The sequence below is a fragment of the Dyadobacter luticola genome (assembly GCF_005860805.1).
In the GTDB taxonomy this organism is placed as follows: Bacteria; Bacteroidota; Bacteroidia; order Cytophagales; family Spirosomataceae; genus Dyadobacter; species Dyadobacter luticola.
Window position 1 is genome coordinate 109,386 of record NZ_VCEJ01000002.1, and the last position, 22,771, is coordinate 132,156.

Genomic DNA, 22,771 nt, shown 5'->3' on the forward strand with positions numbered 1-22,771 from the left:
TATTTAAAATCAAAAAATAACCAGCGCCCGGGTCACATCCTTTGCCGGATTTTCAAACCTGATTTTCAGCCCCGTTTTCTCGGATAATTCGTCCACCAGCCTCAATCCCAAGCCATTCATTCCCTGGTTAGAATCCTTTTGTGCCAGGATATTTTCGTATGCTTCCTGACTGAATGCCGGGCCAGGATTTTCGATTGCAAGTGCGCGCTGATCGGCTTTTTCGGTGAGTTCAAGGCGGATCTGGCTTTGCTCGGAGGAGGCTTTAATCGCGTTTTGCAGCAGGTTGCGGACGATGGCCTGCAGATAATAAGGATCTGTTTCCACGACGACATTAGCCGGGACATCATGGATGATGCTGATCTGTTTCGCTACCAAATTTAGTTGTAAAAGCTTGATACATTGCTCAGTTACCCGTGCTACTTCCACAGGCTGAATGTCGGCCTTAAACTGGTTGATCTGCGTTTTCGACCACAATAAGAGATCCTCCATCGTTTCCAGCAGTGAGCCGGTCGCGGTCTGGATCTTTTCATTCAGCTCGGCTTTTTGAGCTTCGCTTAATAGTTGAGGGTTGAGCTGCTGCAATTTTAGAAACTGATATACCTGGTTGATCGGCGAGCGCAGGTCGTGGCTGATAATGCTGAAGAGTTTAGCTTTCGTGCGGTTTGCTTCTTCCAATTCGTGGATCAGCTGGGCCATTTCCTGGTTTTTGGCGTCGAGTATCTCAGCATTTTTTCGTTTGTTCCGGTAAATGATCGCCAGCAGCGCCAACGAAATTGCCAGAAAGGAAACACCCGAAATCAGCCAGAGCCGCTGCTTTTTCGCTTCATCGATTTGCAGGTTTTTGATCTCGATCTGCGCCTGTTTTTCCTTGTTTTGATAAAGCGCCTCCGCGTCGGCAATGCTTTTTTTCGAGGCTTCAACATACAAAGAATCTCTCAGCGGCGCATATTTTTCATAGTATTCGTATGCCTGCTGCCATTTCCCGGTTGCCGCATAGCACCGCGCCAGCGATTGCAGCAGCGAAACATATATTTGCCTGTCCCAGCCTTCACAAAACGTTTCGGACGCTTTCAGCAGCGGAAGTGCCTTTTCATACTGCTTTTGCGCCATGAAAACCTCGCCGGACATATATGTCACCTGCGACATCAGGTTCGTGCCCGCCCATTTGGAAGCCAATTGATTGGCCTGCGTCATGTAAATCTGTGCGCTATCGGGTTTGTTATGTTGGAGATAAAAATCCGCAAAGCTCAGATCGACCGAAATCTTGTTGCCGTAACCTCTCGCATAGTCGTTTTTCGCCATGTTGGTGAGACTGTCGTAATACACCCTTGCCTTCTCCGGCTTTGACATCGACAGGTAAGCGTCGGTCATATCTTTGTAATGATGCGAAAGAAAAGTCTTGTTAGTTACGATATACCCTCTCGCTTCCAGGGAATAGCTAATGCCCTTATCCGGCTGATTCAGACTGATATAGAGCTCAGCCAGGTTCATGATATCGGCTACTACGAGCTCCCGGTCCTTGATTTTTCCTGTCGCGATCAATTTCTTCGTCACTTCGATCGACGCCAGCAGGTATTTAATCTGATTTTCGTATTGTCCCTGAATTGAGTAATAATTCGCGATGGTTACGTACAAGCCCACTTTTTCCCGCTCAGAGCGGGTTGTGTCCACAATGCCCAGAATTTCCTTGAAGGTCGCTTTGCTCTGCGCCGTGTAACCACCCGTATTGGTATATATATAAAGTAACCGCCCCAAAGCTTCCTTGATGCGCCTCGGACTCTTTGCTTTTCTGGCAAAATCCAAACTTTTTTCATGAAAGTAGAGACTGCTGTCATCGCCGCCATCGTACTCGTAAGCAACACCCAGATTGAAATTGAAAAGCGATAAATAGTAGTAATCGTTCGCCGGAATCATGGAAAGTGCGTACCGGGATACGACTTTCTCACGCGCATAATCTTCCTGATTATTTAATGTGTCGCACAAATAGGCCAGCGCTTCCAGCTTCTGGTGGGCAGTTTTGTATTTTGAAAGATCAGGGATTTGCTGCGCATAAATATTTTGGGCAAATGTGAGAAGCAGCATCGCCAGGAGTAGCGTTTTTCCCATCGTCAGAATCTCATTTTGGCGACGGCCGAGCGATAGGTTTTACCAACCGGAATCACGGCATTGTTGCATACCAGCTCAGAATACCGCATTTCTTTCACCTGCCCGACTGACACGGCATAACTGCGGTGCACGCGGAGAAAACGGTCGGCGGGAAGTTGTTCCATGAAGTACGTGAGCGACGAAAGCGTCATGTAATTCTTGTTAGAGGTCACAATTTTGGTGTAATCCTGCATCGCTTCCAGGTAAATAATGTCCCGCTGCGCCAGCTTGACGTGGTTATGCCCTTCCTTAATCGTGAGCATATCTTTTTCAAACATTACCTCATAAGCCGCGGATTTTTGCCTCATTTCCCAGTATTCCTGGATCTTGCGCGCCGCCTGCGCGAAACGTTCCTCGGTGAGGGGTTTGAGAATGTAATCCAATGCCGAAAGTTCAAAACCTTCCAGCGCAAATTCTGGGTGTGACGTGATGAAAACGGCCATCACCACTTCCTCACGGATTTTTCTGAGCAGGTCTATCCCGCTGAAGCCAGGCATCTCAATGTCCAGAAACACCAGATCGGGTTTGATATATTGTTGCGCGCCATAACCTTCAACAGCATTCGAAAATGTGCCGCAGGGAATCAGAAACGGGTATGCTTTTGAAAATTCGGAAATAAAAAGCAGGTCAAGCGGGCTGTCGTCGACTGCGATAAAGCGTATACCAGGGAGCGTACCCGTCATTATATTAGGTTAAGGATTTACTACCGAATATAGACAAAAGTGCACTCCTTACATATAGTTGTGTACAAAAACGGGCCGGAGCTTAGTTTCCGGCCCGGCAATCAGCGGGTTATTTGTGCAGTCGTAGAAACGTACGATCATCAGTGTTGGTTGAATTGCAGTACCCACATCCAGTTCGCGGGCCAGTAGGAATTGATGCGTTCATGGCTGACAAGCTCTTCATCTACAAGCTCATAACCGATGATCCGGCCGCCGCTCTTCTCCATATCCTCTTTCGCGTGGTTGTAGAGATTGATCCAATCTTCCCTGGTCGTGTATTCTTTTTCAGGGTTCTCGGCGTAGCGCTGCACCAGGTAATGTTTAAAACTTTCATGACTAAGAGAGATCACCGCATGTTTTTGACTATTCGTTTTCATGATTTCCAATGTTTAAGTTTTAAAAAAAGTGTATGTAACTGACGGTTTAATTATTAATAGCATACCAGAAGAGCAGTATTTTTAGAATAAATACTACAATTTACGTAGTATTAGGTGTAAAAAATGCCAAATTGGCGCGTACAGGCATTCAGGGAAATTTGTCTTGTTTTATCAATGTGTGGATACATGTATATACAAATGTGGAAAAATTCCTGAAAGTGATTCTTTTACCCAGAATTGTGGTCAGGGGAACATTTTTTGCAATGCTCCTCGGGCCGTAAATCATAGATTTGCAGCAACGATAAAAACAATCATTTTTTCTATGAACGATATCCAGGTCCGTCCTGCGCGTCCCGACGAACTTCAAGTGCTATGGGAATTCGAGCAAGGTATTATTTTGGCCGAGCGGCCTTTTGATAAAACGCTTCTGCCGGGACATTTTCATTATTATGATCTGGCCAAAATGATTGAAAATGAGGAGACTGAGGTCGTCGTAGCTGTGCAGGGAGATAAGCTGATAGGCAGCGGTCACGCCAGGATCATGGAGGCGAAACCCTTCAATCAATTTGAGCGATATGCATTTCTCGGGTTCATGTATGTAGTGCCCGAAATGCGCGGAAAAGGCGTCAACCGGCTCATCATCGACGCGCTCGTACAGTGGGCTAAAAACCGTGGGCTGGAAGAAATCCGGCTGCACGTCTACTCCGACAATGCGCCGGCAATCGCAGCGTATGAAAAGGTTGGTTTTAAAAAGATTTTGACGGAAATGCGGCTGGATCTTGACTAGCTATCAAAGCCGAAATTTACCAGCCGATACCATAATCCTCGCCATGGTTACTGGACCCGCCCCAGAAGCTGCCGTGCTGCCAGTCGAACCAAATGGCATTGATGGGGCCGCTGGTACGGGGCTGGTAACTTAGTTTGTAGCCTTTTTGGGCTAGTTCTTTTCTCGTCCAGTCGGGCATGGCTTCGTTGAGAATCAGCCCGCCGGGGATTTTTTCATGCGCGCCAAAGCTGCTGTACATCTGTAATGTTTTAAAACTTGGCGCCTCGGTGGATTCCTGCACAGTCATGCCGAATTCGACAATGTTCAGGAAAAATTGGAGCAGCAGTTGGTCCTGCTCGTCGCCTGCCTGTTTCGCAAAAGATAAAAATGGCTTACCATCTTTCATAGCAAGGCTTGGCGTGAGGGTTACCCGCGGACGTTTGCCCGGCTCCATCACATTGAAAGGATTTTCCTTCGCATCCAGCACGAAAGACTGCATACGCTGGCTCAGACCGACGCCCGTATTTCCGGCAATGCACGCCGGCACCCAGCCGCCGCTCGGCGTGATGCTCACCACCCAGCCTTCTTCATCCGCCGCTTCCACGGACGTAGTACCAGCCGTAAATTCCTTCATAAACCGCTCGCCCGGGCCATTTTCATTCTGGTTTACCGAAGCCTGGAAGTTACCCCAAGACTTGATCTGGTCGCTGTAAGGGTTCTTTTTGCCTTCAAAAGGGTAGGGGTCGCCTGGCATTACTTTCGGATCATTCTTTTCCAGGTCGATTAGCTTAATGCGCTCCTTTGCATATTCTTTGGAAAGCAAACCTTTCATCGGCTCCGCGGGTGCAAAAGCAGGATCGCCATAATAAAAATCGCGGTCGGCAAATGCCAGATTCATCACCTGGTACAGGGTATGCACATATCTCGACGAATTGTACCCCATACCTTTCAAATCGAAATTTTCCAGCATGTTCAGCGCCTGCAACATCACCGGTCCCTGCGTCCACTGCTGCATTTTATACACCTCTATTCCCTTGTAATTTGTCATTAGAGGCTCCTCGATCTTCACTTTCCAGTTTGCTAAATCCTGCTCTGTGATCAGCCCGCCTTGTTCCTGCGTCCCCCGGGCAATTTCTTTTGCAATATCTCCTTTGTAAAACCGGTCATAAGCCGCATAAATCGCTTCTTTTCTCGATTTTCCTTTTTTCAAAGCCTGCTGCTCGGTATCTACGAGCTTCTGTAATGTTGCCAGCAAATCCTTCTGCACGAATATTTCTCCGGCATCGGGCGCTTCTCTTTTTTGCCCCAAATGCGGCAGGAAAACTTTGGTAGAATAAGGCCACTTCTTGATCTCGTCTTTTCCCCGCTCAATAGAGTTAGCCGTCTGAGCTTCAATTGGATAACCTTCTGCCATAGACATGGCCGGTGCCAGAACATCTTTCAAACTCATTGTACCATATTCGGCCAGCATGGTCATCAGCCCGCCCGCAGTACCCGGTGTTGTTGCCGCCAGAGGACCATATTCCGGCGGATATTTCATGCCTTTTCCTCTATAAAACTCAGGCGTAGCCCCAGTCGGCGCCACACCCATCGCATTGATGGCGATCACCTTTTTTGTTTTCGGATTATAAATCAAAGCCTGCGTCTCCCCGCCCCAGCTCAAAACGTCCCACATCGTACAAGTCGCAGCCAGCATTGCGCAGGAAGCATCTATCGCGTTTCCGCCTTTGCTAAAAATCATCGCGCCCGCCGTAGCCGCCAGCGGTTTCCCCGTAATCCCCATCCAATGTTTGCCATGCAGCGGCGGCTTTTGCGTGGTGACCGGAAAATTATTAAATGATTGCGCTTGGATTTGCAAGCAGACCGCTATGAATAGCAGGGAAGAGATGAGGAATTTTATTTTCATAAATGCGGTGGTTAAGGAGTATTTGCAGGATTTGGGAATGATTTATATCCGATATGCCAATTCTAAATGTAAATAAAATAGAGGAAAAGATAAAGGCGTCAACCGCGCGCATCGGTGCGCAGGATACTGTTTTTTACAAATATCTTTAAAACAGCACCAGATTTTCCCGAATGTTTGCGGTAATTCGCGGCCATGAACGCTTCTAATCCGCTCAGTACCGCTCCTATTAAGTCCCTGTTTTTCAAGTATTACATTCCCACATTGACCAGCATTGCGTCCGTGCTTTTGCACCAGGTAGTAAATGGATTGATTCTCAGCCGTCAGGTCGGAAAAGAGGGGATCGCGGCAGTGGGCCTTTATGGTTCTGTTCTGATGGTTTTCACAGCGCTCAATCTCCCGATCCTAATTGGCGGCGGGATTTTAATCGGTAAAAATATCGGCGCTGGAAATTACCAGAAGGCTCAGCAAGTTTTTCGGTTTGCGACAACGATTGGACTGGTTTTAGGTTTTATGGCTGTGCTTTTAGCGCCCTTTATTGTCACCCCCATCGCGCGATTTCTAGCCGGGAACGAAAATACCGAGATCATTAAAAGTACTTCCGATTATATGTTCTGGCAGTTTATGGGCTTGCCATTTTTCTGCATCCGGATTTTCTGGGGCAACTTCGTGGCCAATGATAATGCGCCCAAAGCATCCAGAAATGCTGCCGTGCTCGCCGTAGTAATCAATTTGCTGCTGGATTTTTTGTTGATCATTGTTTTTCCTTTTGGAGTTACCGGCGCTTCCATCGCCACCACGCTTGCGATTTTCGGCGGAGCACTGTATTTGTTTTTCCATATTAAAAAAGGGCAAGGACATTTAACACTTAATGGTTTTCGGTTGACAATCAGGCTACAAGAGTGGCGGGAATTGCTGAATCTTGGCCTGCCTTCCTTCGCTTCCGAAATCGCATTTTCAACCGGTTTGCTCGTGATCAACCGCAGCGTTGTTCCGTATGGTCAGTCGGCGGTGGCGGCTTTTGGGATCATTAATTACATGAGTTTTATTTTTATCCGGCTTTTCACATCTGCCATGATCGCCTCGTTGACCATCATTTCTTTCAATATGGGTGCAAAACTGCCGGGCCGGGTTTTAGAAACATTGCATTTTGGATTGGGCTTTACATTGATACTTGGCTTTGTGGTGACCGGGGTCGGCTTCGCAATTCCTGATTTACTGGTAAGCCTGTTTTCGGGCGACGAGCCTGAGGCATTTCAGCGCGAAGCAGGGCACGCGCTGAAAATTTACTTTCTGCTTTTTCTTGCTACTGGTCCCAATTTTATTCTGGCCGCCTATTTTCAAAGTATCGGAAAGTCGGTGGTTTCGATTTTAATCAATATCTCAAAAGGCGGTGTGCTGATCGCATTTTTTGCTTTTCTGCTACCGCGGTGGTTCGGGCTCGACGGCATCTGGCTCGCTCGCGGACTAGCCGAAATCGGGACTTTGTTGCTCGTAGCAATGTTCAGTGTGTTGAACTGGAAGAAGTATTATGTGGAAACGGCTATTTAGCATTCTCCAATGTTCTATCATTTTTTGGTCAAACATCTTTAATGCGCAACTTGCACGAGAGCCAGGCAAAAGGTCGGCAGCATTCCACAGCAACTACAATGATTGGCTCAAAATCGAACCCAAAGACCGATTAGACGCCGAAGTCGACATCAAAATTTCGCCGGTATAATTACTTCCTAAAAACGCTACGCAAAAAGGCTAACAGTCTACAACAAGCTTAAAGCTTCTATAAATATTACGTGCGATAAAGTTTTAGGGTAGATAAATATAGTTCGTATTCATCTCGACGAAGTACATTTCAATCGTAGGATAATGCTAATATCCAATGTAAAAGATTGCTGAAATTGATTCCTCCACGTCCCAAACCAATGTAACCTGACTATATTTATATTAATACGAATTCATGACTAACTGATTGATCGTGAGCGTGTAGTAGTGTAAATGATATTGTTATGATTGGAAAATTACTGTTTTGTCAAAGCATTTCGTTGTGGCGAAAGGCATTTGCGATACTTCTGACATTCGCCATTTTTCAAGCTGAATTGTCAGCTCAAACCCGCCGGAATAAAGCCTATGTCGCCAGTGGCGGGCAAATCACGATTTTGAAAAATTTCGATTTCGGTGTTGACGGCAGCCTCTCTGCCATCATCCGCACAGACCGCGAGCTTCCTTATGGTGTCGTGAACTTTGCTGCCAATATTCATTCTGTCAATGGTGGCGACAAAGCTCACGTCGACGGCTACGTCCGGAAATTTGGCTCCGCTAACCTTCTTTTTCCGGTCGGCAACAAAGGGTTTTACGGCCCATTTTCGGCGACAGCGGATGGTACTACCGGTGCATATTTCCGTCAAAACCCTTCCGACGCTTCTTATCGCGCGAGTTCCAAAGATCAAACCATCGGCCCTGTGAACCTGAAAGAATTCTGGGACATTGACGGAAAAAACAAAACCAAAATTTCACTCACCTGGGATGCCGACAGTAAAGTAGACACGCTGGTTGACCAGCTCAGCAAGCTTACCATCATCGGCTGGAAAAATGGTATGTGGGTGACAATCCCTTCCAAAGTCGATTCTATTTCTATCCTGAAAAAAAGATCAGATCTGCAATCCGGCTCCATTACCACGGCTGATGCAATCGCCCCCAACGATTTTGAAGTTTACACATTGGCAGGTAAGGCCGATCCGCCGATTGTGATCGACTCTCCACTCACAAACCTGACAGTCTACCCAAATCCAGCCAGCGAAGTATTGAAACTCGCCCAGGAAAAAACTGCGAAACCATTTAAAAAAGAAACCCTCCGAATCACGGATATTCTCGGCCGGGACCGCACGGACGCCGTTTATTGGATCAAAGACGATCTGCATATCGGCAACCTGATCCGGGGAATGTATATTATCTCCTTCCAGGATCAGTCAGGAAAATCGATCAGCTCGAAATTCCTGGTAGCCCGATAAACCCTGCTGCTAAAACAATGAACCCTGCATATACTGCCCATCCGGCAGGCCAAGCAGCGGAAAGGTAGCCACAGTTTCATATTTGGCCCCGTGGATGAGCGACCTCCGCAACAACTTCATCTCTGTCGCCTGAAATGATGCCTGGAATTCACGGTACAGCCAATCCATCACTGCTTTTTCAATTTGCGAGGCGGTCATATTCCGGGCTACTGTAAAATGCGGGTCTTCGCTGAAAATATATTCCGCTGGTGCCCATTGTTTTACATGCGTGCCAACTTCATTCCTGAGTTTTCGGACCAGGTCAAGAACATGGTCGGAAGACTTTGAAGCAAGGTCGACATAGAATGTGCCATGCTCATACTTGTTAAACTGGGTCAGGTCGATTTGAAGTGGCGAAGCATGTTTCGCCACTTTTGAAAATCCCTGAATGATCCGATCCACCTTGTTTTCGTGGATGGTGCATTTGAAAAGGGTCAGATGCGGGATAAGATTGGCCGCGTAGTGACAGCCGTAATTATCCTCGAAATACCTTTTTACATTGTGGATCAACGCCTCGGTAACCTTATCACATGAAAATACCAGCAGATACTCATACATGTGATAACGAATGTTCACCAGTGTATTCCAGTGATTGTTGTTGATGTGAGCGCTTTTCATTTTATGATGTTGATGAAGTGTAACTACTTTGTAAAAATAGTAATTGGTATTTTTAATATCAAACAAATGATCTCAAAAATATCTAAAATATTTTTCATAACACCTTGATGAGGCGCTGATTGTGGCAATAGTAGCTGGAAAAGGCAATTATTTGAGGTAGCGCCTTTTGAAATCGGAAGGGTTTTCGCCGACAACTTTTTTGAACAGCTTATTAAAATAGGATAGGCTTTCGAAACCAACCGCAAAACAAGTCTCCGACACCGTTCTATCCAGCAGCAAATAATTCTTGGCCTGGTTCACCCGATATTGATTCACGAAATCGGTGAACGTCATCCGCGTGTTCTTTTTAAAAAACCTGCAAAATGCTGCGGTAGTGAGATTTACCTGCTCCGCAATAAAGTTGACATCCGGATTCTGGTCAAAATGCGTTTCTACATACTTATAGATAGCATCCATCCGGTGCTGCTCTTTTTGCAGCGATTTATTCGCGGCGGGCGCAGCATTTAAAATCTCAACGTGTTCTGAGCCAGCCAGTAATCTGAGAATTTGCAAAAGTGAAAGCAGTTGTTCAAAAGGGTCAAGGCCAGGAAGCTGTTTCAATTTCTCGCCAGCGATTTGTTTGGTGGTACCAGAAAACGACAAGCCATAATGTGACTGGTTGAAAAGTGCCTTAATTGGAGCAAATTCAGGTATTTCCAGAAAATCTTTTCCCAGGAAATTCTCTTTCATTTGAATAATCACCTGCTCACATTCTGTACGGACGCCATAGTCGAAATTCAAATGCGGAATGTTCGGACCAATAAAAACCAGGTCGCTGCCCTCGTAAACCGACGTATGGTCGCCAACGTGACGGGTACCGCTCGTGCCTTCGACATACACGATTTCGTACTCGGGGTGAAAATGCCAAAGAAAAGTATCATTCAAACCGGGAGTCAGCAGCACCTTAAATGAGCTGCCCTGATCGGGGATGATTTCTTCTCGGATAACCTTCATTTCTAACCTTCATTTGCAGAAGTCGCTTTTCAATTTGGCAATAATATCAATACAGAGCAAATAGTGGTTATCTCAAAGGTGGAGAAGTGGGTTCAATGACAGTTAATTTTGTTTTATTAATTCACGAAAAAATAGTGATAAATATGGAGCATCAAACCATGGCGCCCACGATGGCACCCGCAAACGCACATAAAGATATTCCCGGCAATCCTTCGACGGCAAAATCGAGCAACATTAAATTGAATGACAGGAGTAATGGAAAGCCGCTGAAATTGCTGAGTGAGGATGACTGGAAGTTTTGGATTGAAAATGGTTATATCGTAGTCAAAAATGCAGTTCCGAAAGAACAGGTGAAGAAATTGGCTGATTTTCTTTGGGAGTTTGAAGAGAAAGATCCGAACGATCCCGGTACCTGGTATACGCCGCCGCGGGCTGAGATGAAAATGAAGGAACTGACCAATACAGGCATGGTGGAAGTTTACAACCATCAGTATATGTGGGACAACCGCCAGTTTCCGAAAGTGCATGAGGCTTTTACGGATATTTGGGGAACTGAGAAACTTTGGGTGACGATAGACCGCGCCAATCTCAACCTGCCACTTCGGCCTGGATTCGATTATAAAGGCTTCATTCACTGGGACTACGATCCCGAAACCAAGCCGCAGAATGTTCAGGGCGTGCTGGCTTTGGCTGACCAGGACGACGAAAACATGGGTGGTTTTCAATGTATCCCCGAGCTTTTCAGGACTTATGATACCTGGAAGCTGACCCAGCCTGAGGACCGCAATCATTTCCAGCCCGATACGACTGGTTTTGAATTAGTTAAAGTAAAAATGAATGCAGGCGACCTCCTGATTTTTAACAGCTCGCAACCCCACGGCATCCGCGCCAACCGCAGCGAAAACAAAGTCCGCCTCGCGCAATACATTTCGATGATGCCGGCTCAGGAAGACGACGAGGAACTGCGTCAGTGGCGCATCAAGTCATGGAAAGAGCGCCAGGCGCCGGAAGGATACGCATTTCCAGGCGACCCAAGAAATTGGGAAAAGACGAAGTATGAGACTGCGGAATTGTCGGATTTGGGTAGGAAGCTGCTGGGGCTGGATCGGTGGTAAATGTGCCGGGGAAAGCAAAGTATTAAATCTTAGAAATTTAATACTAATTCTCTGTTAGGCCACGTTCTCGATTTTGTAACTGCGGTTACAAATCCTTCAACTTAATCCTAACATCCATGAAAGCAAATTTCTTATTTATCTGCTTTGCTGCCCTCGCGTGTTCCGATGTTTTTGCTCAAAGTTATGGTACGAGAATCCCGAATGGCGAGCCGGGAAGTTTGACGATTGTTCCTGATGCCCGGAGTGCGGGGATAGGTGAAGCGGGAGTAGCCCTAAGTGCCGATGCCAATGCAACTTTCTGGAACCCAGCAAAACTTCCGACTGCCGAACATGATTTCGGCGTATCTGCTTCTTATGCGCCCTGGCTGCGTACATTGGTTGATGATAATTGGTTGGGATACGCCAGTGCGTACAAAAAGATTGGGACAAAGCAGGCGGTAGCGGCCTCGGTCAAATACTTCAACAGCCAAGCTTATTTCGCTAGCGGTGGCTCTATGCACGCTTATGATTTGGCTATCAGTGGCATGTATTCGAGACAATTAGGCAAAAATTTTGCGATGGGAGTGGGGTTGAAATACATTTCTTCCAGTATCGGGTCCGGCGTAATCAACGCCAATACATTAACACCAGGCCGCACGGTAGCGGCGGATCTAAGCGCTTATTATCACAAGCAAGTCGTGACTAGTACGAGCGGAGAAGATTTTAACTGGTCGCTGGGCGCCACACTTTCCGATTTGGGAGGGAAAATCAATTATGGGACAGGTAGTGAAGTTTTCCTGCCGACAACGCTGAGAGTGGGCGGCGGAATTTCTTACACGGCAACCGGAAAGCATCGGCTGAATGTGATTGCCGACTTGCGCAAGTTGCTGGTACCCACGCCAAATGGCACTGCAAGCCCTGGTTTACAATCATCCTGGCAGGGCGTCTTACATTCTTTCTCAGATGCGCCCGGCGGTTTTAAAGAGGAAATGCAGGAAATAGCTTTGGCGATGGGAGCAGAATATTGGTACAATGATATGATCGCTTTGAGAGGCGGCTACAACGCCCAAAACAAAAACAAAGGAGACCGGAAATTCTTCACGGCCGGCGCTGGCGTTAAAGTTCTTCATAACTACACCGCAGATTTCGCCTACCTGTTTTCATTAACAGAAGGCGATCCGATTGCGCAGACTTTCCGGATTAGTCTTGGGGCGTATTTTGGGAAGAAGTCTTAGGAGTTGAATTTTATACGACAGGATATATTACCAAATGCAATCCAAGTCATACTTTTTGATTTCAGGATCTAATGTTATCACCTGCAAATCGTGATCAATTGCTGTCGAAATGATAATCCTGTCAAATGGATCTTTGTGAATGCCGGGAAGCGATTTAAGTTGACTAAGTGTGGAAATTTCGATTGGGAGGACGGTTATATCATTGGTCATGCACGCTAAATGCAAATCGTCGATTGTATAGTGTAGTTCGATTTTGCCAATAGAAGATTTGATAACGATCTCCCAAAATGTTGCAATGCTAACATGTAACTTGGAATTAGGGTTTGACAAAATGCGACGGGCGACAAGAGAAAGTGATTTGCTGTCGTCCTGCATCCAAAGTAAAGTGTGTGTGTCCAATAAAAATCCTTGCATTACATATAATCTTTAAACTCTTCAAGTGGATCGTCAAAGTCAGGGCTCATTTTCATTTTGCCTTTTAGCAGCCCGATCACTCGTTTTGGACTAGTCATAGCTGGCGGATCCACTTTTTTTTCCAAAATGGCATCAATAAAAGATTCCACCTCGCTTTCATAGGCTGGTGGGATCTTTTTTACTTTTTCCAGAAGCTGCACACTAATCATATATGACAAAGTCAGTTTTAACAAATTTAAAAATATTTAAGCTGTATCACAATTCAATTAAAACAGCATTTCCAGCAACCCAGACATTCTTTATAACAGCCTGGAAGCTAAATATTTCGGAAAGGGATTTTCATTGACAATTTTGTATTGCCATGAAAAAATTCTTATTCGTTATACTCATTTTTACTCAAATTGGGACGGCGCTCGGGCAGTCTGGTGGGAGGCCGTCCCCCGGGGAGCCGTACCTCGGGGAGCCGTCCCCCGGGAGGCCGTCCCAATGGAAGTTGGTTGCTGAAAAGGGCGACATCAAGGTTTATAATCGGCTCGTTCCCGGCTCTAAAGTCAAGGCTTTGAAGGCGGAATGTGTATTGAATGCCCGCGTCGAAGAAGTGGTTGATCTGCTACTGGATATTCCCGCTGCCACAAAATGGGTTTGCCATGCCAAGTCCTGCACGATCCTTCGCAAGGTTTCCGACCGCGAAGTTTTTTATTATACGGAGGTAAGCCTGCCTTGGCCGCTCGATAACCGCGATTTTGTTACAAATCTTACAATTTCTGAAAATCCTTTGACGAAAGTTGTGACCGTCGAAGCGCCTGCGGTTCCCGGATTTTTGCCTGAGAAAAAGGGACTCGTGCGTATCAAAAAATCCGTCAGTACCTGGACTATTACGCCGGTCGCGACCGAAAAAGTCAAAGTGGAATACACCTTACAGGTTGATCCTGGCGGCGCGATTCCCGCCCATATTGTTAACCTTTTTGCCTGCCAGGGGCCGATTGAAACATTTACCAATATGAAAAAAGAGCTGCAACTCCGGCAGGCAAAATCTGCGGAAAAGGACTTCGGTTCGTTATTGAGTGGCACCGCAGCGAAATTTTGACCCAAAAAATTGATAAGTAGGACTTTAACGAAGTAAGCTTTCGACTTTAAATGCTTGCCTGATCAAAAAGGCATAAATTTTTTAGTAAAAAGTATTGAAATAGTTAAAGAACATTACGCATCATGGGGAAGGGAAAAGAACTTTTTGGGCACTATAACGACTTGGCAAAAGCAAAAGGGCCGGGCACAAAAGAGAGCACTTATGCCGGAATTTTGTTTCAGGCGCTGTTGATGGTGGGTGAGCGCCGAACATTTGAGCTACTGGAAGAGGCCGATGAGCAGGGCAAAAAATTGAAGTTGCTGTACCCTGAAAATGCAAAGAAAAATGCGCCTCCGACCGGCATTGCGCTGGCTTGAAATATTGCTTTTGAATGTTAATTGTCGGCCAATACACGTCAACCGTGGATTCTATGGGATCAAGTGGTCAATAGCAAGTTGCGGGATAAAAATCGCCAGGCGTAAACCGGGTTATTTAACCTGAAAATTAACCAGTACAAAAGCCTGCGGGCCTTTTTGTTCTTCACCTTTCGTAATGTCACGGTCAAAAGGCCTGTTTACATTATTCGCAGCCAGATCTTCCAGTCGAGCATCGACTTTTAAATGATAAGTTCCTGGTTTCCAGTGGTCTTTTGGAATAAATAACTCACGCGTTTCTTCCCGGACAAACTGCCATTCACCTGCAATCTTACTGCCATCTTCATGTGTGATCTCAAATGCTTCGTCGAGAAGTCCATGATCCAGCGGTTCCTGAAAATCAATCATTAGTGCTGAAAGAGTGCCAGATTTTGGCGGGTTGATTTTCCAACTTTCGGGAACAGGAGAGAGGCTGTCGCGGATTGTGGTCACAAATGTTTTAGTGTAACTTTTCGCTAGCGCGCTACCGTCCACATCCTTCCAATGTTGTGAAATGATAATGCTGTACTTTCGATTTTTAAGCATGGGCGCGCCTAACTTTTTATTCGGTTGTAAATCGCGCTTGATCCTCCCCGGATCGAGCCAGAGCGTGAGCTGCGTGCGGTCTTCATTCCAGAGTTCCGGCTGCAAGTCGAGAAATGCGTTTTTAACCGTATCTGCCTGATCGTCAAGTAAAGCAACATGTTGCGCCGATCTTCCTTCGCGCATCGGCTGGCTGAATTGCAGATAAACTTTCAGCAGGTTTTCGGGGACGGTATCCTGCGTCGGAAAAATGGCGGTTAGTTTCGGAGCGTCTGAGGCGTCGGGCTGAGGAATCGAAAATTGGGCAATCGATTTTTCGCCTTCAAAAATTTCATAAGTAAGTCCGCGGGTGAACGGGATCAACGGCGTGAAAATGAGCCTATCTTCCTGTTTTTCAATGTCGCCAAAAATGGTAAGCTCATTATCATAGCTCGCATCGACCCGAACAGAAATGGGCTTCGTGCCCTCCGCAAGCTGGTTTGGAATGGAAACCGCGACTGCCTTTTTGTTTTTCCAGATGATGGAAACCGCTTTTTTCTCGTCGTTTTTCTGGCAGGAAATAATTATAGTTAATACAAAAAAAGTCAGGCTGCACATGATGTACAACCTGACTTGCCTGAAATTCAATATCTTACAAATAGCGCTCACTGGAAGTCCAAAGATCGAGGCTGCCATTAGATCTGCGTTGCAGCATGATCATCCGCGAATCGTCCAGCTTGTCCATTTGGATCACATTCGTCACCGGCAGTGACACAAAGTTCACGCCTGCGGTAGCAAAGTTTTCTTCCACCGGCGTCGTCAGAGAACCCTGGTAGGATTCAATGTTTTTATATTTCACTTTGAAAACCGGTCTCGCTGAATTCGCCATCATTAAAAAAGAGTCGCCGCCTTTTTTGACCGTTACCATATCAATCGGCTGATTTCCACTGCCCATTTCCGCTACGGTGCGGCCTTTCACATGAGTGCCCGGTTTCAGTTCATCCATCGGGAAAAGAACCAGCGGCGTGCAGGTGTAGCTCGCTACCAGGTATTTTTTTCCACTGATTTCAGCAGTCGTAAAAGTTTTGATCGGCGCCAATGTTTCGTATTTGCCGTGCGCGGCGTGGTAGATTTCTAATGTTGCAGCATCTTGTTTATCTGTAAAAGGAAAAGGAATGCTGCGGAAAGTAGAGCTGAAAGTCTGGCCCGACAAGCCGCTCACCAGTACTTTACCGTCGGCAAAGCCAATATCTGAAATCGCCGAAACGCGGATCGGGTTGCCGCGCTGGTCTTTATCCGTCTCAGAAGGAACATTATTCAGCGCCAGGCTCGAAAAGGGTACATTCTTGGTACTTACCGCCTCAATTTTTTCACCCGCAATTTTGAGTAAAACCGGCGTGCCATCATTGCTCTGCACCGCGCAGTAAACTGTTTTCGAAACCGGATTTACCACAATATCCTGGATGGTCACATTCTCGGCAGTAGTACCCAGCAGCGAAGCAATTTTTTGGTCAATGTTCTTGATTTCCACAGGAGTAGCTGCATTATTTGCTACCGCATCTTTCGTATCCATCGCAAAAACCGTCCCGCTTTTCGAATCCCCTATCAGCAAAACCCCGTCCGGCCCGAAAGCCAGCGCGCTGATCGATTTAATCTCCGGCGTCCCCACCTTAAACCCATATTTGCTCCCCGCCAACCGGTTGGTATTCGCCAGAAGCACCACCCCGGCGCAGATCACAGCCAGCACGAAATACATTTTTTTCATAGTCTGATTAGTTTAGTGATTTTGTGTATGGTTCTCAGGAAATAGAAAGAGTGTATGTCACGCATCTACCGGGCAATAATGGATTTTCTAACATAAATTTAGATTGTTACCAATTTTTGGTATTTTTAGGATATTAATAGATATATACTCGTGGGGAAAAATACATCAATATCAATTAGCCCTCATTTTGATTCCTTCATCGAAAGTCAAATTGAGACAGGGCGCTATGCCTCAGGCAGTGAAGTTATTCGCGCAGCTCTAAGATTGCTGGAACGCGAAGAGGAAAAATTAAAAGCGTTAAGGCAAGCTCTAATTGAGGGCGAGCAGGGCGGTTGGGTTGAGAACTTCGACCCGGAAGAATTCAAAGCGAAATTGAGGCGAGATCATTTAACTTAAAATATGCCAGAATACCGATTGACTATACCCGCACAAAATGATCTTGAAAAAATTTGGGAGTACACAGCAGATGAATGGTCTATTCGTCAGGCTGACAAATATTTGGACGGATTGGTATCCATTTTTAACGCATTAGCAGACAGGAAAATTAAGGGTAAGAGGATCGACTTGATCAGAAAAAATTACAAAGAAATTTCGTTTATGAGGCATCACGTTTTCTTCCAGGAAACCCTCGACGGGACTATAGAGATCATGCGTATTCTTCACGTTAGTATGGATGTCGAAAGCCATCTTTAACTGGCCTGCTTACTTCACCCCAACCACACCCATCACCAACAACGCTGCATTCTCCGCCGCGATCTCATAAAAAGTATCCATATCCGCCTTTGCTTTCTGATTCGCCTTGTCGCTTAAACTTCGAATGATCAGAAACGGGATGTGCTGCTGGTAGCAGGCCTGGGCGATGGCGGCGCCTTCCATTTCGGTGGCATCGGCGTTTAGGTCTTTTAGCAGGCGTTTGGTGGCGATTTCGGAGGAGACGAAAACGTCGCCGGTGACGATGATGCCCTTTTTGACGGCGGGTGCAATGTTGCCTTCTTCGCGGTTTACTTTTCTGAATGTCAGTTTTTTAGAGACGGCCAATGCCTTTTCTACCAACATGGAGTCGCATTTGAAAAAAGCCGGGTTTTCTTTTCCGGTTAAAGGATTTTTGGTCGCCCAGTATTTCATTCCGTCATCGCTCAATGCGCCGAAATCGTGGTAGCCGATCTGTGTTCCGATGACCAAGTCGCCCGGAGATAATGCCGGATCAATCCCGCCTGCGATGCCTGAGAAGACAATTTCCCTCGGCTTGAAATGTTCGATCATGATGGTGGTCGTGATAGCAGCATTCACTTTGCCAACGCCGGTTTCCGCTAGCACCACGGGCCGCCCGCTGAGTTTGCCTTTTGTAAATCTGACATTACTAATCAGCGTGTCTTTCGGGTTTTCCATTTTCTTTTTGAGCAAAACCAACTCTGGTGAAAATGCACCCAGTATTCCGGTAACATCTTGTGCAGCAACCAGGTAGGGGAAAAGGAGTAGACTTAGCAGGAGTGATTTTTTCATTTGTTCTTAAAATATAAGTGCCAAAATGGCAAAGAAATCAATGATCCAGAGTGCGAGGGAAATCTGGCGGCTTCTGCCCGTCAGCAAATGCAGGGCGGTCCAGCTGAGGAAACCCCAGATAATACCCTGGGTGATAGAATAGGTAAAAGGTATCAGCACCATCGCCATGAATGCCGGAAATGCTTCGTGCAGTTTATTCCAGTCGATTTTGATAACCGGTTTCATCATAAAAACACCCACCAACACCAGCGCCGGAGCCGTGGCAATCGCTGGTACTGCGCTCAACACCGGCGACAAAAAGAGAAAAGGCAAAAACAAAACCGCCCCTGCGATAGCCGTAAGCCCGGTTTTTCCACCCTGCTCAATCCCGACGGCCGATTCAATGTAAGCTGTTCCCGGACTGCTGCCGGTCAGTCCAGCAATTGTCGTCGAAAATGCATCGACGATCAAAGATTTGCGAATGTTCTTGGGCTCTCCGTTTTCGTCGAGCAAATTGGAAGCTTCCGCCAGCCCCACGAATGTGGAAAGACTGTCGAACATATCGGTGAAAACAAAAGCCAAAATAATTGGTGCGAGGCTCCATTTCAGGGAGTTAGCCAAATCCAGCTGAAATAACAGGCTGAAATCCGGCTTTGCGATTAACTGATTAATGGTGATCACAGGTTCGGTTCCGCCCCACCATCTGCCGATCGGCCAGGCGAGCAGGCTTGTGACGACGATGCCAATGAGAATGCTGCCTTTTACATTCCGGATTAGCAGAACGACCGTAATCAGAAGTCCGGCAATGAATGTGAGCGTTGAGGCATTCAGATTGCCCAAACTCACCATCGTAGCGGGATTGGCGACGATGAACTTGGCATTTGCAAAACCTATCAAGGTGATAAACAGTCCGATACCCGACGCAATCGCGTATCTCAAAGGTTTTGGAATAGCTTTGACAATGTAGGAGCGGACATTGAAAATAGAAAGCAACAGAAAGAAAACGCCAGACCAGAAAACCGTCCCCAGCGCTACCTGCCAGCTCAATTTATCCGTCAAAACCGCCGAGAATGTAAAAAAAGCATTCAGCCCCATGCCTGGCGCTACGAGGATCGGGTTGTTGGCATACAACCCCATCATCATGCTGCTGAAAAACGAAACGAGGATCGTGGCTGTCAAAACCGCCGAAAATGGCATGCCGGTCTGGCTTAAAATCGACGGGTTAACGACTATGATATAGGCAGTTGCGAGGAAGGAAGATACCCCGGCCAGGATTTCAGTGGAGACGGAAGTTTGTTCTTTTTTTAGGGAGGAAAAAGAAAACATAGGAGCGCGGTTTCTTTCAAATATATTGATTTAAATCGAATGAGGAGGTTTTGCCGGTGCCCGACTTTTAGCCTTGATCTATCAATTTATCGTTACATGAGTCAAATTGCTAAAAACCGGGTGCGTAAGTGGGGAGTTGTTTCAATCCTGATCCTGGCCCTGACCACCGTTTTGCTGACCGGTTATACCCGTTTTGAGAAACAATCCGATATACCTGATTCCCTGCATCTTGCGTCTTTTGTCGAGCCGGGTTTTCCCTACATTTCTACTTCTGTGGATGCCCGGAAGTTGGGTGCGGGTTTTCCAGCTGACAATCAGGCTGCGCGTACATTGGCTTTGCAGTTGGGCGACAACGCTTATGCGTGTTTTGATACCGATTTGTTGCGCTGGTCGGTGGCGTGGACAGGCAAGTTTTTGCCGATGGTTTTGATGGCGCAGATTTCTTACAAAGACTTTTTTAATAAAAATAATGGTATCGCAAATGTGACTGGTGAGCCTAAAATCGCGACGGGGCCTTATGCTGGCTGGACGACCGGAAAGCCCGGTTTCAGAGATGGAAAAACGGAAATTGAACCCACCTGGAAAGCATTACCGGCGGAGCAGGCGCGGTGGGGCGGAGCTTATGTATATGGTAACAAGGCGATTTTACACTACACCGTCGGCGATGCTAAAATTTATGAATTGCCCGGCAGCACCCGATTTGAAAATCAGGTAGCTTTTACCAGAACATTGCGCGCGAGCCAGGTTAGCAAAGAAATATATTTGACTGCTGCGGAAATCAGCAATGCCACTTCCAGCGAGGTGAAAGGCAAAATCGCGTATGTTTTTCAGGGCGCAAATAAAGACAGTGTGACTGCCCTGGGTATTGCTGGAAAAGGTAACTGGCAGCCGGAAGTTTCGGAAGGTAAATATCTGACAGTGAAGTTGCCAGCTTCCGAAAAGCAAACAGAAGCAACTGTTTTGATCTGGAAAGGACCGGTAAAGTCTTTGAAAGCATTCGAAAAACTTTGCCGGGCGAAACCGGAAACATTACCTGCATTTGAAAAAGGCGGCCCGGCAGCGTGGAAAGAAACCATCGTCACGAAAGGCAAAACCGCGCCGGATACCGCCGCATTTGTGACAGACCAGCTGACATTACCATTGAATAATCCCTGGAAACGCAATGTGCGCGTGGCCGATATTGCGTTTTTTACCGACGGCCACGCGGCGGTTGTGACGTTTGAGGGCGATGTTTGGAAAGTGGAAGGTATCGACAAAGATTTACAGAACATTCAATGGAAACGCTTCGCCTCCGGCCTGCACGAGCCGCTGAGCATTGAGGTGGTGAAGGACACGATTTATGTTTTCGACCGGAGCGGGATTGTGAAATTACACGACCTGAATAATGATGGTAATGCGGATTTTTATGAGAATTTTTCCAATGTGATGTCGCAATCCGCAGAGTCGCGGGAGTGGGCGGCGGATCTGGTGCATGCAAAGGATGGTAGTTTTTATATTGCCAAAGGCGGCAGTTTGAGCAATGGTCCGGGGATGACGAAGGCGGCTTTCGGGAAAGGTTTCAGGACGGGCTCGGACCAGAATGGTACCATCATGCAGATTTCCCCCGACGGCCGGAGGTTTGAGATGATCGCTACCGGCCTGCGCGGCCCGTATCTTGGTTATAACCCAAAATCTGGAATGCTCACCGCCACCGACCAGCAGGGCAATTTTGTTCCTTCCAGTCCGATTTACATCATTAAAAAAGGTGATTATTTTGGCGTGATCCCCACCATGCACCGCAGCGATAATCCGCAGATTGCGCCGCCCCTGACCTGGATCCCTCACAGCGTCGATCGGTCGAGTTTGGGGCAGGCATGGATTACCGGTACAAAGATGGGCCCGCTGAATAACAGCCTGATACACTTTTCTTTCGGCACGCCCGGCTTGTTCAGGGTTTTGATTGACAGTACGTCGAAAATCACGCAGGGGGCAGTTTCTTTTATCAATGCAAACTACCCGGCACCGACTTCCAAAGGCGTGATGAACCCGGTCGACGAGCAGCTTTATGTGACAGGTTTCAATCTCTGGGGCTCGGCTTCGACGGGCATCAGTTCGCTGCTGAGGCTCCGGTATACGGGCAAGCCAAGTTATATGGCGAACCAGTTTAAAGCTGGTAACCAGGGAATTATCATTGGTTTTGATTCGGAATTAGCAAAAAGCAGTGTCGTGAATGCGGCTAATTTTGAAGTAAAAAGGTATAACTATCAGCGCACCGAGGAGTACGGTTCGGGCCACTTCAAGCTCGATGGAAGTACCGGCGAGGAAATATTGCCGGTGGCGGGATCCTATTTGTCGGCGGATAGCAAGAAAATTTTGCTACTGGTGCCCGATATGAAGGAGGTGATGCAAATGGAAGTCGGTTACAAGCTGCTGGCGAAGGACGGAAAAAAGGTGAATGATCATTTGTATTTCACGGTCAATAGCTCGGATGATATTGATTTGGAAAAGGCTGGTTTTAAGAATGTTGACCTTAATTTACTGACAGCCAAGAAGGCGGAAATGACTTCGCAGCCCGCGAAAGTAGAATTGGCGTCAGCCGAAAAAGGAAGACAGATTTTCCAGAAAATGGCTTGTGCAGGCTGTCACTCTCCCGGAACGAAGACCGACGGAATGTACGGTCCTCCCTTCAAGAATTTATATAAATCGGAAAGAACATTTGACGATGGTACCAAAGCCGTGGCCGACGAAAGCTACATCCGCGAGTCGATCCTGACGCCTTCCAAACACATTGTAAAAGGATATAATGAAGAAATGCCGTCGTTTGTGGGTGTGCTTTCCGATCCGGATATTGAGTCGGTGATCCTGTATATTAAATCTTTATCCGGGAAATAAACTGCCAGTGCATTT

The 22,771-nt window shown here is 46.8% G+C and carries 22 protein-coding genes; 10 read left to right on the forward strand and 12 right to left on the reverse strand.

The window, feature by feature from the left end; translation table 11 throughout:
- Window positions 1–9: 9 nt before the first annotated feature.
- The 3 genes from FEN17_RS00435 to FEN17_RS00445 form a co-directional block, all read right to left on the reverse strand.
- On the reverse strand, window positions 10–2,106 hold the full coding sequence (locus tag FEN17_RS00435; RefSeq protein ID WP_138363352.1) for a tetratricopeptide repeat-containing sensor histidine kinase: 2,097 nt from the start codon (window positions 2,104–2,106) through the stop codon (window positions 10–12).
- 2 nt (window positions 2,107–2,108) lie between these two features.
- Window positions 2,109–2,828: a LytR/AlgR family response regulator transcription factor gene (locus FEN17_RS00440; protein ID WP_138363353.1), complete on the reverse strand. Its 720-nt coding sequence runs from the start codon at window positions 2,826–2,828 to the stop codon at window positions 2,109–2,111.
- Between the two features lie 140 nt (window positions 2,829–2,968).
- The gene (locus FEN17_RS00445) at window positions 2,969–3,244 is read right to left on the reverse strand and encodes a hypothetical protein (protein WP_138363354.1); all 276 of its coding nucleotides are present in this window, start codon (window positions 3,242–3,244) and stop codon (window positions 2,969–2,971) included.
- A gap of 322 nt (window positions 3,245–3,566) precedes the next feature.
- Here FEN17_RS00445 and FEN17_RS00450 point away from each other — a divergent pair, with 322 nt between their 5' ends.
- Window positions 3,567–4,031 carry a GNAT family N-acetyltransferase gene (locus tag FEN17_RS00450; RefSeq protein ID WP_138363355.1) on the forward strand — a complete coding sequence of 155 codons (465 nt, stop codon included), beginning with the start codon at window positions 3,567–3,569 and terminating at the stop codon, window positions 4,029–4,031.
- A 16-nt stretch (window positions 4,032–4,047) separates the two neighbouring features.
- Here FEN17_RS00450 and FEN17_RS00455 read toward each other — a convergent pair whose 3' ends face one another.
- Window positions 4,048–5,916, reverse strand: a complete 1,869-nt coding sequence (locus FEN17_RS00455) for a gamma-glutamyltransferase family protein (protein WP_138363356.1) — start codon at window positions 5,914–5,916, stop codon at window positions 4,048–4,050.
- Between the two features lie 192 nt (window positions 5,917–6,108).
- Between FEN17_RS00455 and FEN17_RS00460 the strand changes: the two genes are divergently transcribed.
- Together FEN17_RS00460 and FEN17_RS00465 are read left to right on the forward strand one after the other, a co-directional pair.
- Window positions 6,109–7,464 (forward strand): MATE family efflux transporter, encoded by a 1,356-nt coding sequence (locus FEN17_RS00460; RefSeq protein WP_138363357.1) that lies wholly within the window; start codon window positions 6,109–6,111, stop codon window positions 7,462–7,464.
- A 452-nt stretch (window positions 7,465–7,916) separates the two neighbouring features.
- Window positions 7,917–8,918 carry a T9SS type A sorting domain-containing protein gene (locus FEN17_RS00465; RefSeq protein ID WP_138363358.1) on the forward strand — a complete coding sequence of 334 codons (1,002 nt, stop codon included), beginning with the start codon at window positions 7,917–7,919 and terminating at the stop codon, window positions 8,916–8,918.
- A gap of 9 nt (window positions 8,919–8,927) precedes the next feature.
- Here the strand turns inward: FEN17_RS00465 and FEN17_RS00470 are convergent, their stop codons facing one another.
- Together FEN17_RS00470 and FEN17_RS00475 are read right to left on the reverse strand one after the other, a co-directional pair.
- Entirely contained in the window at window positions 8,928–9,575 is a 648-nt protein-coding gene (locus FEN17_RS00470; RefSeq protein ID WP_138363359.1) for a 2'-5' RNA ligase family protein, read from the reverse strand.
- A 147-nt stretch (window positions 9,576–9,722) separates the two neighbouring features.
- Entirely contained in the window at window positions 9,723–10,568 is an 846-nt protein-coding gene (locus FEN17_RS00475) for an AraC family transcriptional regulator (protein WP_138363360.1), read from the reverse strand.
- Between the two features lie 143 nt (window positions 10,569–10,711).
- Here FEN17_RS00475 and FEN17_RS00480 point away from each other — a divergent pair, with 143 nt between their 5' ends.
- Together FEN17_RS00480 and porV are read left to right on the forward strand one after the other, a co-directional pair.
- On the forward strand, window positions 10,712–11,683 hold the full coding sequence (locus FEN17_RS00480; protein WP_138363361.1) for a phytanoyl-CoA dioxygenase family protein: 972 nt from the start codon (window positions 10,712–10,714) through the stop codon (window positions 11,681–11,683).
- Window positions 11,684–11,799: 116 nt separating this feature from the next.
- Entirely contained in the window at window positions 11,800–12,897 is a 1,098-nt protein-coding gene (gene porV / locus FEN17_RS00485) for a type IX secretion system outer membrane channel protein PorV (protein ID WP_138363362.1), read from the forward strand.
- A gap of 27 nt (window positions 12,898–12,924) precedes the next feature.
- On the opposite strand, the gene FEN17_RS00490 is transcribed toward porV, so the two are convergent.
- Both FEN17_RS00490 and vapB read right to left on the reverse strand, forming a co-directional pair.
- On the reverse strand, window positions 12,925–13,311 hold the full coding sequence (locus tag FEN17_RS00490) for a type II toxin-antitoxin system VapC family toxin (RefSeq protein ID WP_138363363.1): 387 nt from the start codon (window positions 13,309–13,311) through the stop codon (window positions 12,925–12,927).
- Entirely contained in the window at window positions 13,311–13,520 is a 210-nt protein-coding gene (vapB, locus tag FEN17_RS00495) for a type II toxin-antitoxin system VapB family antitoxin (RefSeq protein ID WP_138363364.1), read from the reverse strand. Before vapB ends, FEN17_RS00490 begins: the two co-directional genes overlap by 1 nt.
- 152 nt (window positions 13,521–13,672) lie before the next feature.
- On the opposite strand from vapB, the gene FEN17_RS00500 reads away from it, so the two are divergent.
- Both FEN17_RS00500 and FEN17_RS00505 read left to right on the forward strand, forming a co-directional pair.
- A complete protein-coding gene (locus FEN17_RS00500; protein WP_138363365.1) occupies window positions 13,673–14,398 on the forward strand; it encodes an START domain-containing protein in 726 nt (241 codons plus the stop codon).
- A gap of 122 nt (window positions 14,399–14,520) precedes the next feature.
- Window positions 14,521–14,754: a hypothetical protein gene (locus tag FEN17_RS00505; RefSeq protein ID WP_138363366.1), complete on the forward strand. Its 234-nt coding sequence runs from the start codon at window positions 14,521–14,523 to the stop codon at window positions 14,752–14,754.
- A gap of 111 nt (window positions 14,755–14,865) precedes the next feature.
- Here the strand turns inward: FEN17_RS00505 and FEN17_RS00510 are convergent, their stop codons facing one another.
- Complete coding sequence (locus FEN17_RS00510) at window positions 14,866–15,930, reverse strand: hypothetical protein (RefSeq protein ID WP_138365215.1); 1,065 nt, start codon at window positions 15,928–15,930, stop codon at window positions 14,866–14,868.
- Window positions 15,931–15,964: 34 nt separating this feature from the next.
- Window positions 15,965–17,077: a hypothetical protein gene (locus FEN17_RS00515; RefSeq protein WP_138363367.1), complete on the reverse strand. Its 1,113-nt coding sequence runs from the start codon at window positions 17,075–17,077 to the stop codon at window positions 15,965–15,967.
- Between the two features lie 150 nt (window positions 17,078–17,227).
- Here FEN17_RS00515 and FEN17_RS00520 point away from each other — a divergent pair, with 150 nt between their 5' ends.
- On the forward strand, window positions 17,228–17,473 hold the full coding sequence (locus FEN17_RS00520) for a type II toxin-antitoxin system ParD family antitoxin (protein ID WP_138363368.1): 246 nt from the start codon (window positions 17,228–17,230) through the stop codon (window positions 17,471–17,473).
- A 3-nt stretch (window positions 17,474–17,476) separates the two neighbouring features.
- Window positions 17,477–17,770 carry a type II toxin-antitoxin system RelE/ParE family toxin gene (locus FEN17_RS00525; RefSeq protein ID WP_138363369.1) on the forward strand — a complete coding sequence of 98 codons (294 nt, stop codon included), beginning with the start codon at window positions 17,477–17,479 and terminating at the stop codon, window positions 17,768–17,770.
- Window positions 17,771–17,779: 9 nt separating this feature from the next.
- On the opposite strand, the gene FEN17_RS00530 is transcribed toward FEN17_RS00525, so the two are convergent.
- Together FEN17_RS00530 and FEN17_RS00535 are read right to left on the reverse strand one after the other, a co-directional pair.
- Window positions 17,780–18,580, reverse strand: coding sequence for a 5'-methylthioadenosine/adenosylhomocysteine nucleosidase (locus tag FEN17_RS00530; protein WP_138363370.1), 801 nt, complete (start codon window positions 18,578–18,580; stop codon window positions 17,780–17,782).
- A 6-nt stretch (window positions 18,581–18,586) separates the two neighbouring features.
- Complete coding sequence (locus FEN17_RS00535) at window positions 18,587–19,885, reverse strand: NCS2 family permease (protein ID WP_138363371.1); 1,299 nt, start codon at window positions 19,883–19,885, stop codon at window positions 18,587–18,589.
- Between the two features lie 96 nt (window positions 19,886–19,981).
- Here FEN17_RS00535 and FEN17_RS00540 point away from each other — a divergent pair, with 96 nt between their 5' ends.
- Window positions 19,982–22,756: a DUF6797 domain-containing protein gene (locus FEN17_RS00540; protein WP_138363372.1), complete on the forward strand. Its 2,775-nt coding sequence runs from the start codon at window positions 19,982–19,984 to the stop codon at window positions 22,754–22,756.
- Window positions 22,757–22,771: the final 15 nt, after the last annotated feature.

Excerpts from the sequence above, each read along its gene's own strand:
- FEN17_RS00435 (WP_138363352.1), bottom strand. The coding sequence starts at position 2,106 with ATGGGAAAAACGCTACTCCTGGCGATGCTGCTTCTCACATTTGCCCAA.
- FEN17_RS00440 (WP_138363353.1), bottom strand. The coding sequence starts at position 2,828 with ATGACGGGTACGCTCCCTGGTATACGCTTTATCGCAGTCGACGACAGC.
- FEN17_RS00445 (WP_138363354.1), bottom strand. The coding sequence starts at position 3,244 with ATGAAAACGAATAGTCAAAAACATGCGGTGATCTCTCTTAGTCATGAA.
- FEN17_RS00450 (WP_138363355.1), top strand. The coding sequence starts at position 3,567 with ATGAACGATATCCAGGTCCGTCCTGCGCGTCCCGACGAACTTCAAGTG.
- FEN17_RS00455 (WP_138363356.1), bottom strand. The coding sequence starts at position 5,916 with ATGAAAATAAAATTCCTCATCTCTTCCCTGCTATTCATAGCGGTCTGC.
- FEN17_RS00460 (WP_138363357.1), top strand. The coding sequence starts at position 6,109 with ATGAACGCTTCTAATCCGCTCAGTACCGCTCCTATTAAGTCCCTGTTT.
- FEN17_RS00465 (WP_138363358.1), top strand. The coding sequence starts at position 7,917 with ATGATTGGAAAATTACTGTTTTGTCAAAGCATTTCGTTGTGGCGAAAG.
- FEN17_RS00470 (WP_138363359.1), bottom strand. The coding sequence starts at position 9,575 with ATGAAAAGCGCTCACATCAACAACAATCACTGGAATACACTGGTGAAC.
- FEN17_RS00475 (WP_138363360.1), bottom strand. The coding sequence starts at position 10,568 with ATGAAGGTTATCCGAGAAGAAATCATCCCCGATCAGGGCAGCTCATTT.
- FEN17_RS00480 (WP_138363361.1), top strand. The coding sequence starts at position 10,712 with ATGGAGCATCAAACCATGGCGCCCACGATGGCACCCGCAAACGCACAT.
- porV (WP_138363362.1), top strand. The coding sequence starts at position 11,800 with ATGAAAGCAAATTTCTTATTTATCTGCTTTGCTGCCCTCGCGTGTTCC.
- FEN17_RS00490 (WP_138363363.1), bottom strand. The coding sequence starts at position 13,311 with ATGCAAGGATTTTTATTGGACACACACACTTTACTTTGGATGCAGGAC.
- vapB (WP_138363364.1), bottom strand. The coding sequence starts at position 13,520 with ATGATTAGTGTGCAGCTTCTGGAAAAAGTAAAAAAGATCCCACCAGCC.
- FEN17_RS00500 (WP_138363365.1), top strand. The coding sequence starts at position 13,673 with ATGAAAAAATTCTTATTCGTTATACTCATTTTTACTCAAATTGGGACG.
- FEN17_RS00505 (WP_138363366.1), top strand. The coding sequence starts at position 14,521 with ATGGGGAAGGGAAAAGAACTTTTTGGGCACTATAACGACTTGGCAAAA.
- FEN17_RS00510 (WP_138365215.1), bottom strand. The coding sequence starts at position 15,930 with ATGTGCAGCCTGACTTTTTTTGTATTAACTATAATTATTTCCTGCCAG.
- FEN17_RS00515 (WP_138363367.1), bottom strand. The coding sequence starts at position 17,077 with ATGAAAAAAATGTATTTCGTGCTGGCTGTGATCTGCGCCGGGGTGGTG.
- FEN17_RS00525 (WP_138363369.1), top strand. The coding sequence starts at position 17,477 with ATGCCAGAATACCGATTGACTATACCCGCACAAAATGATCTTGAAAAA.
- FEN17_RS00530 (WP_138363370.1), bottom strand. The coding sequence starts at position 18,580 with ATGAAAAAATCACTCCTGCTAAGTCTACTCCTTTTCCCCTACCTGGTT.
- FEN17_RS00535 (WP_138363371.1), bottom strand. The coding sequence starts at position 19,885 with ATGTTTTCTTTTTCCTCCCTAAAAAAAGAACAAACTTCCGTCTCCACT.
- FEN17_RS00540 (WP_138363372.1), top strand. The coding sequence starts at position 19,982 with ATGAGTCAAATTGCTAAAAACCGGGTGCGTAAGTGGGGAGTTGTTTCA.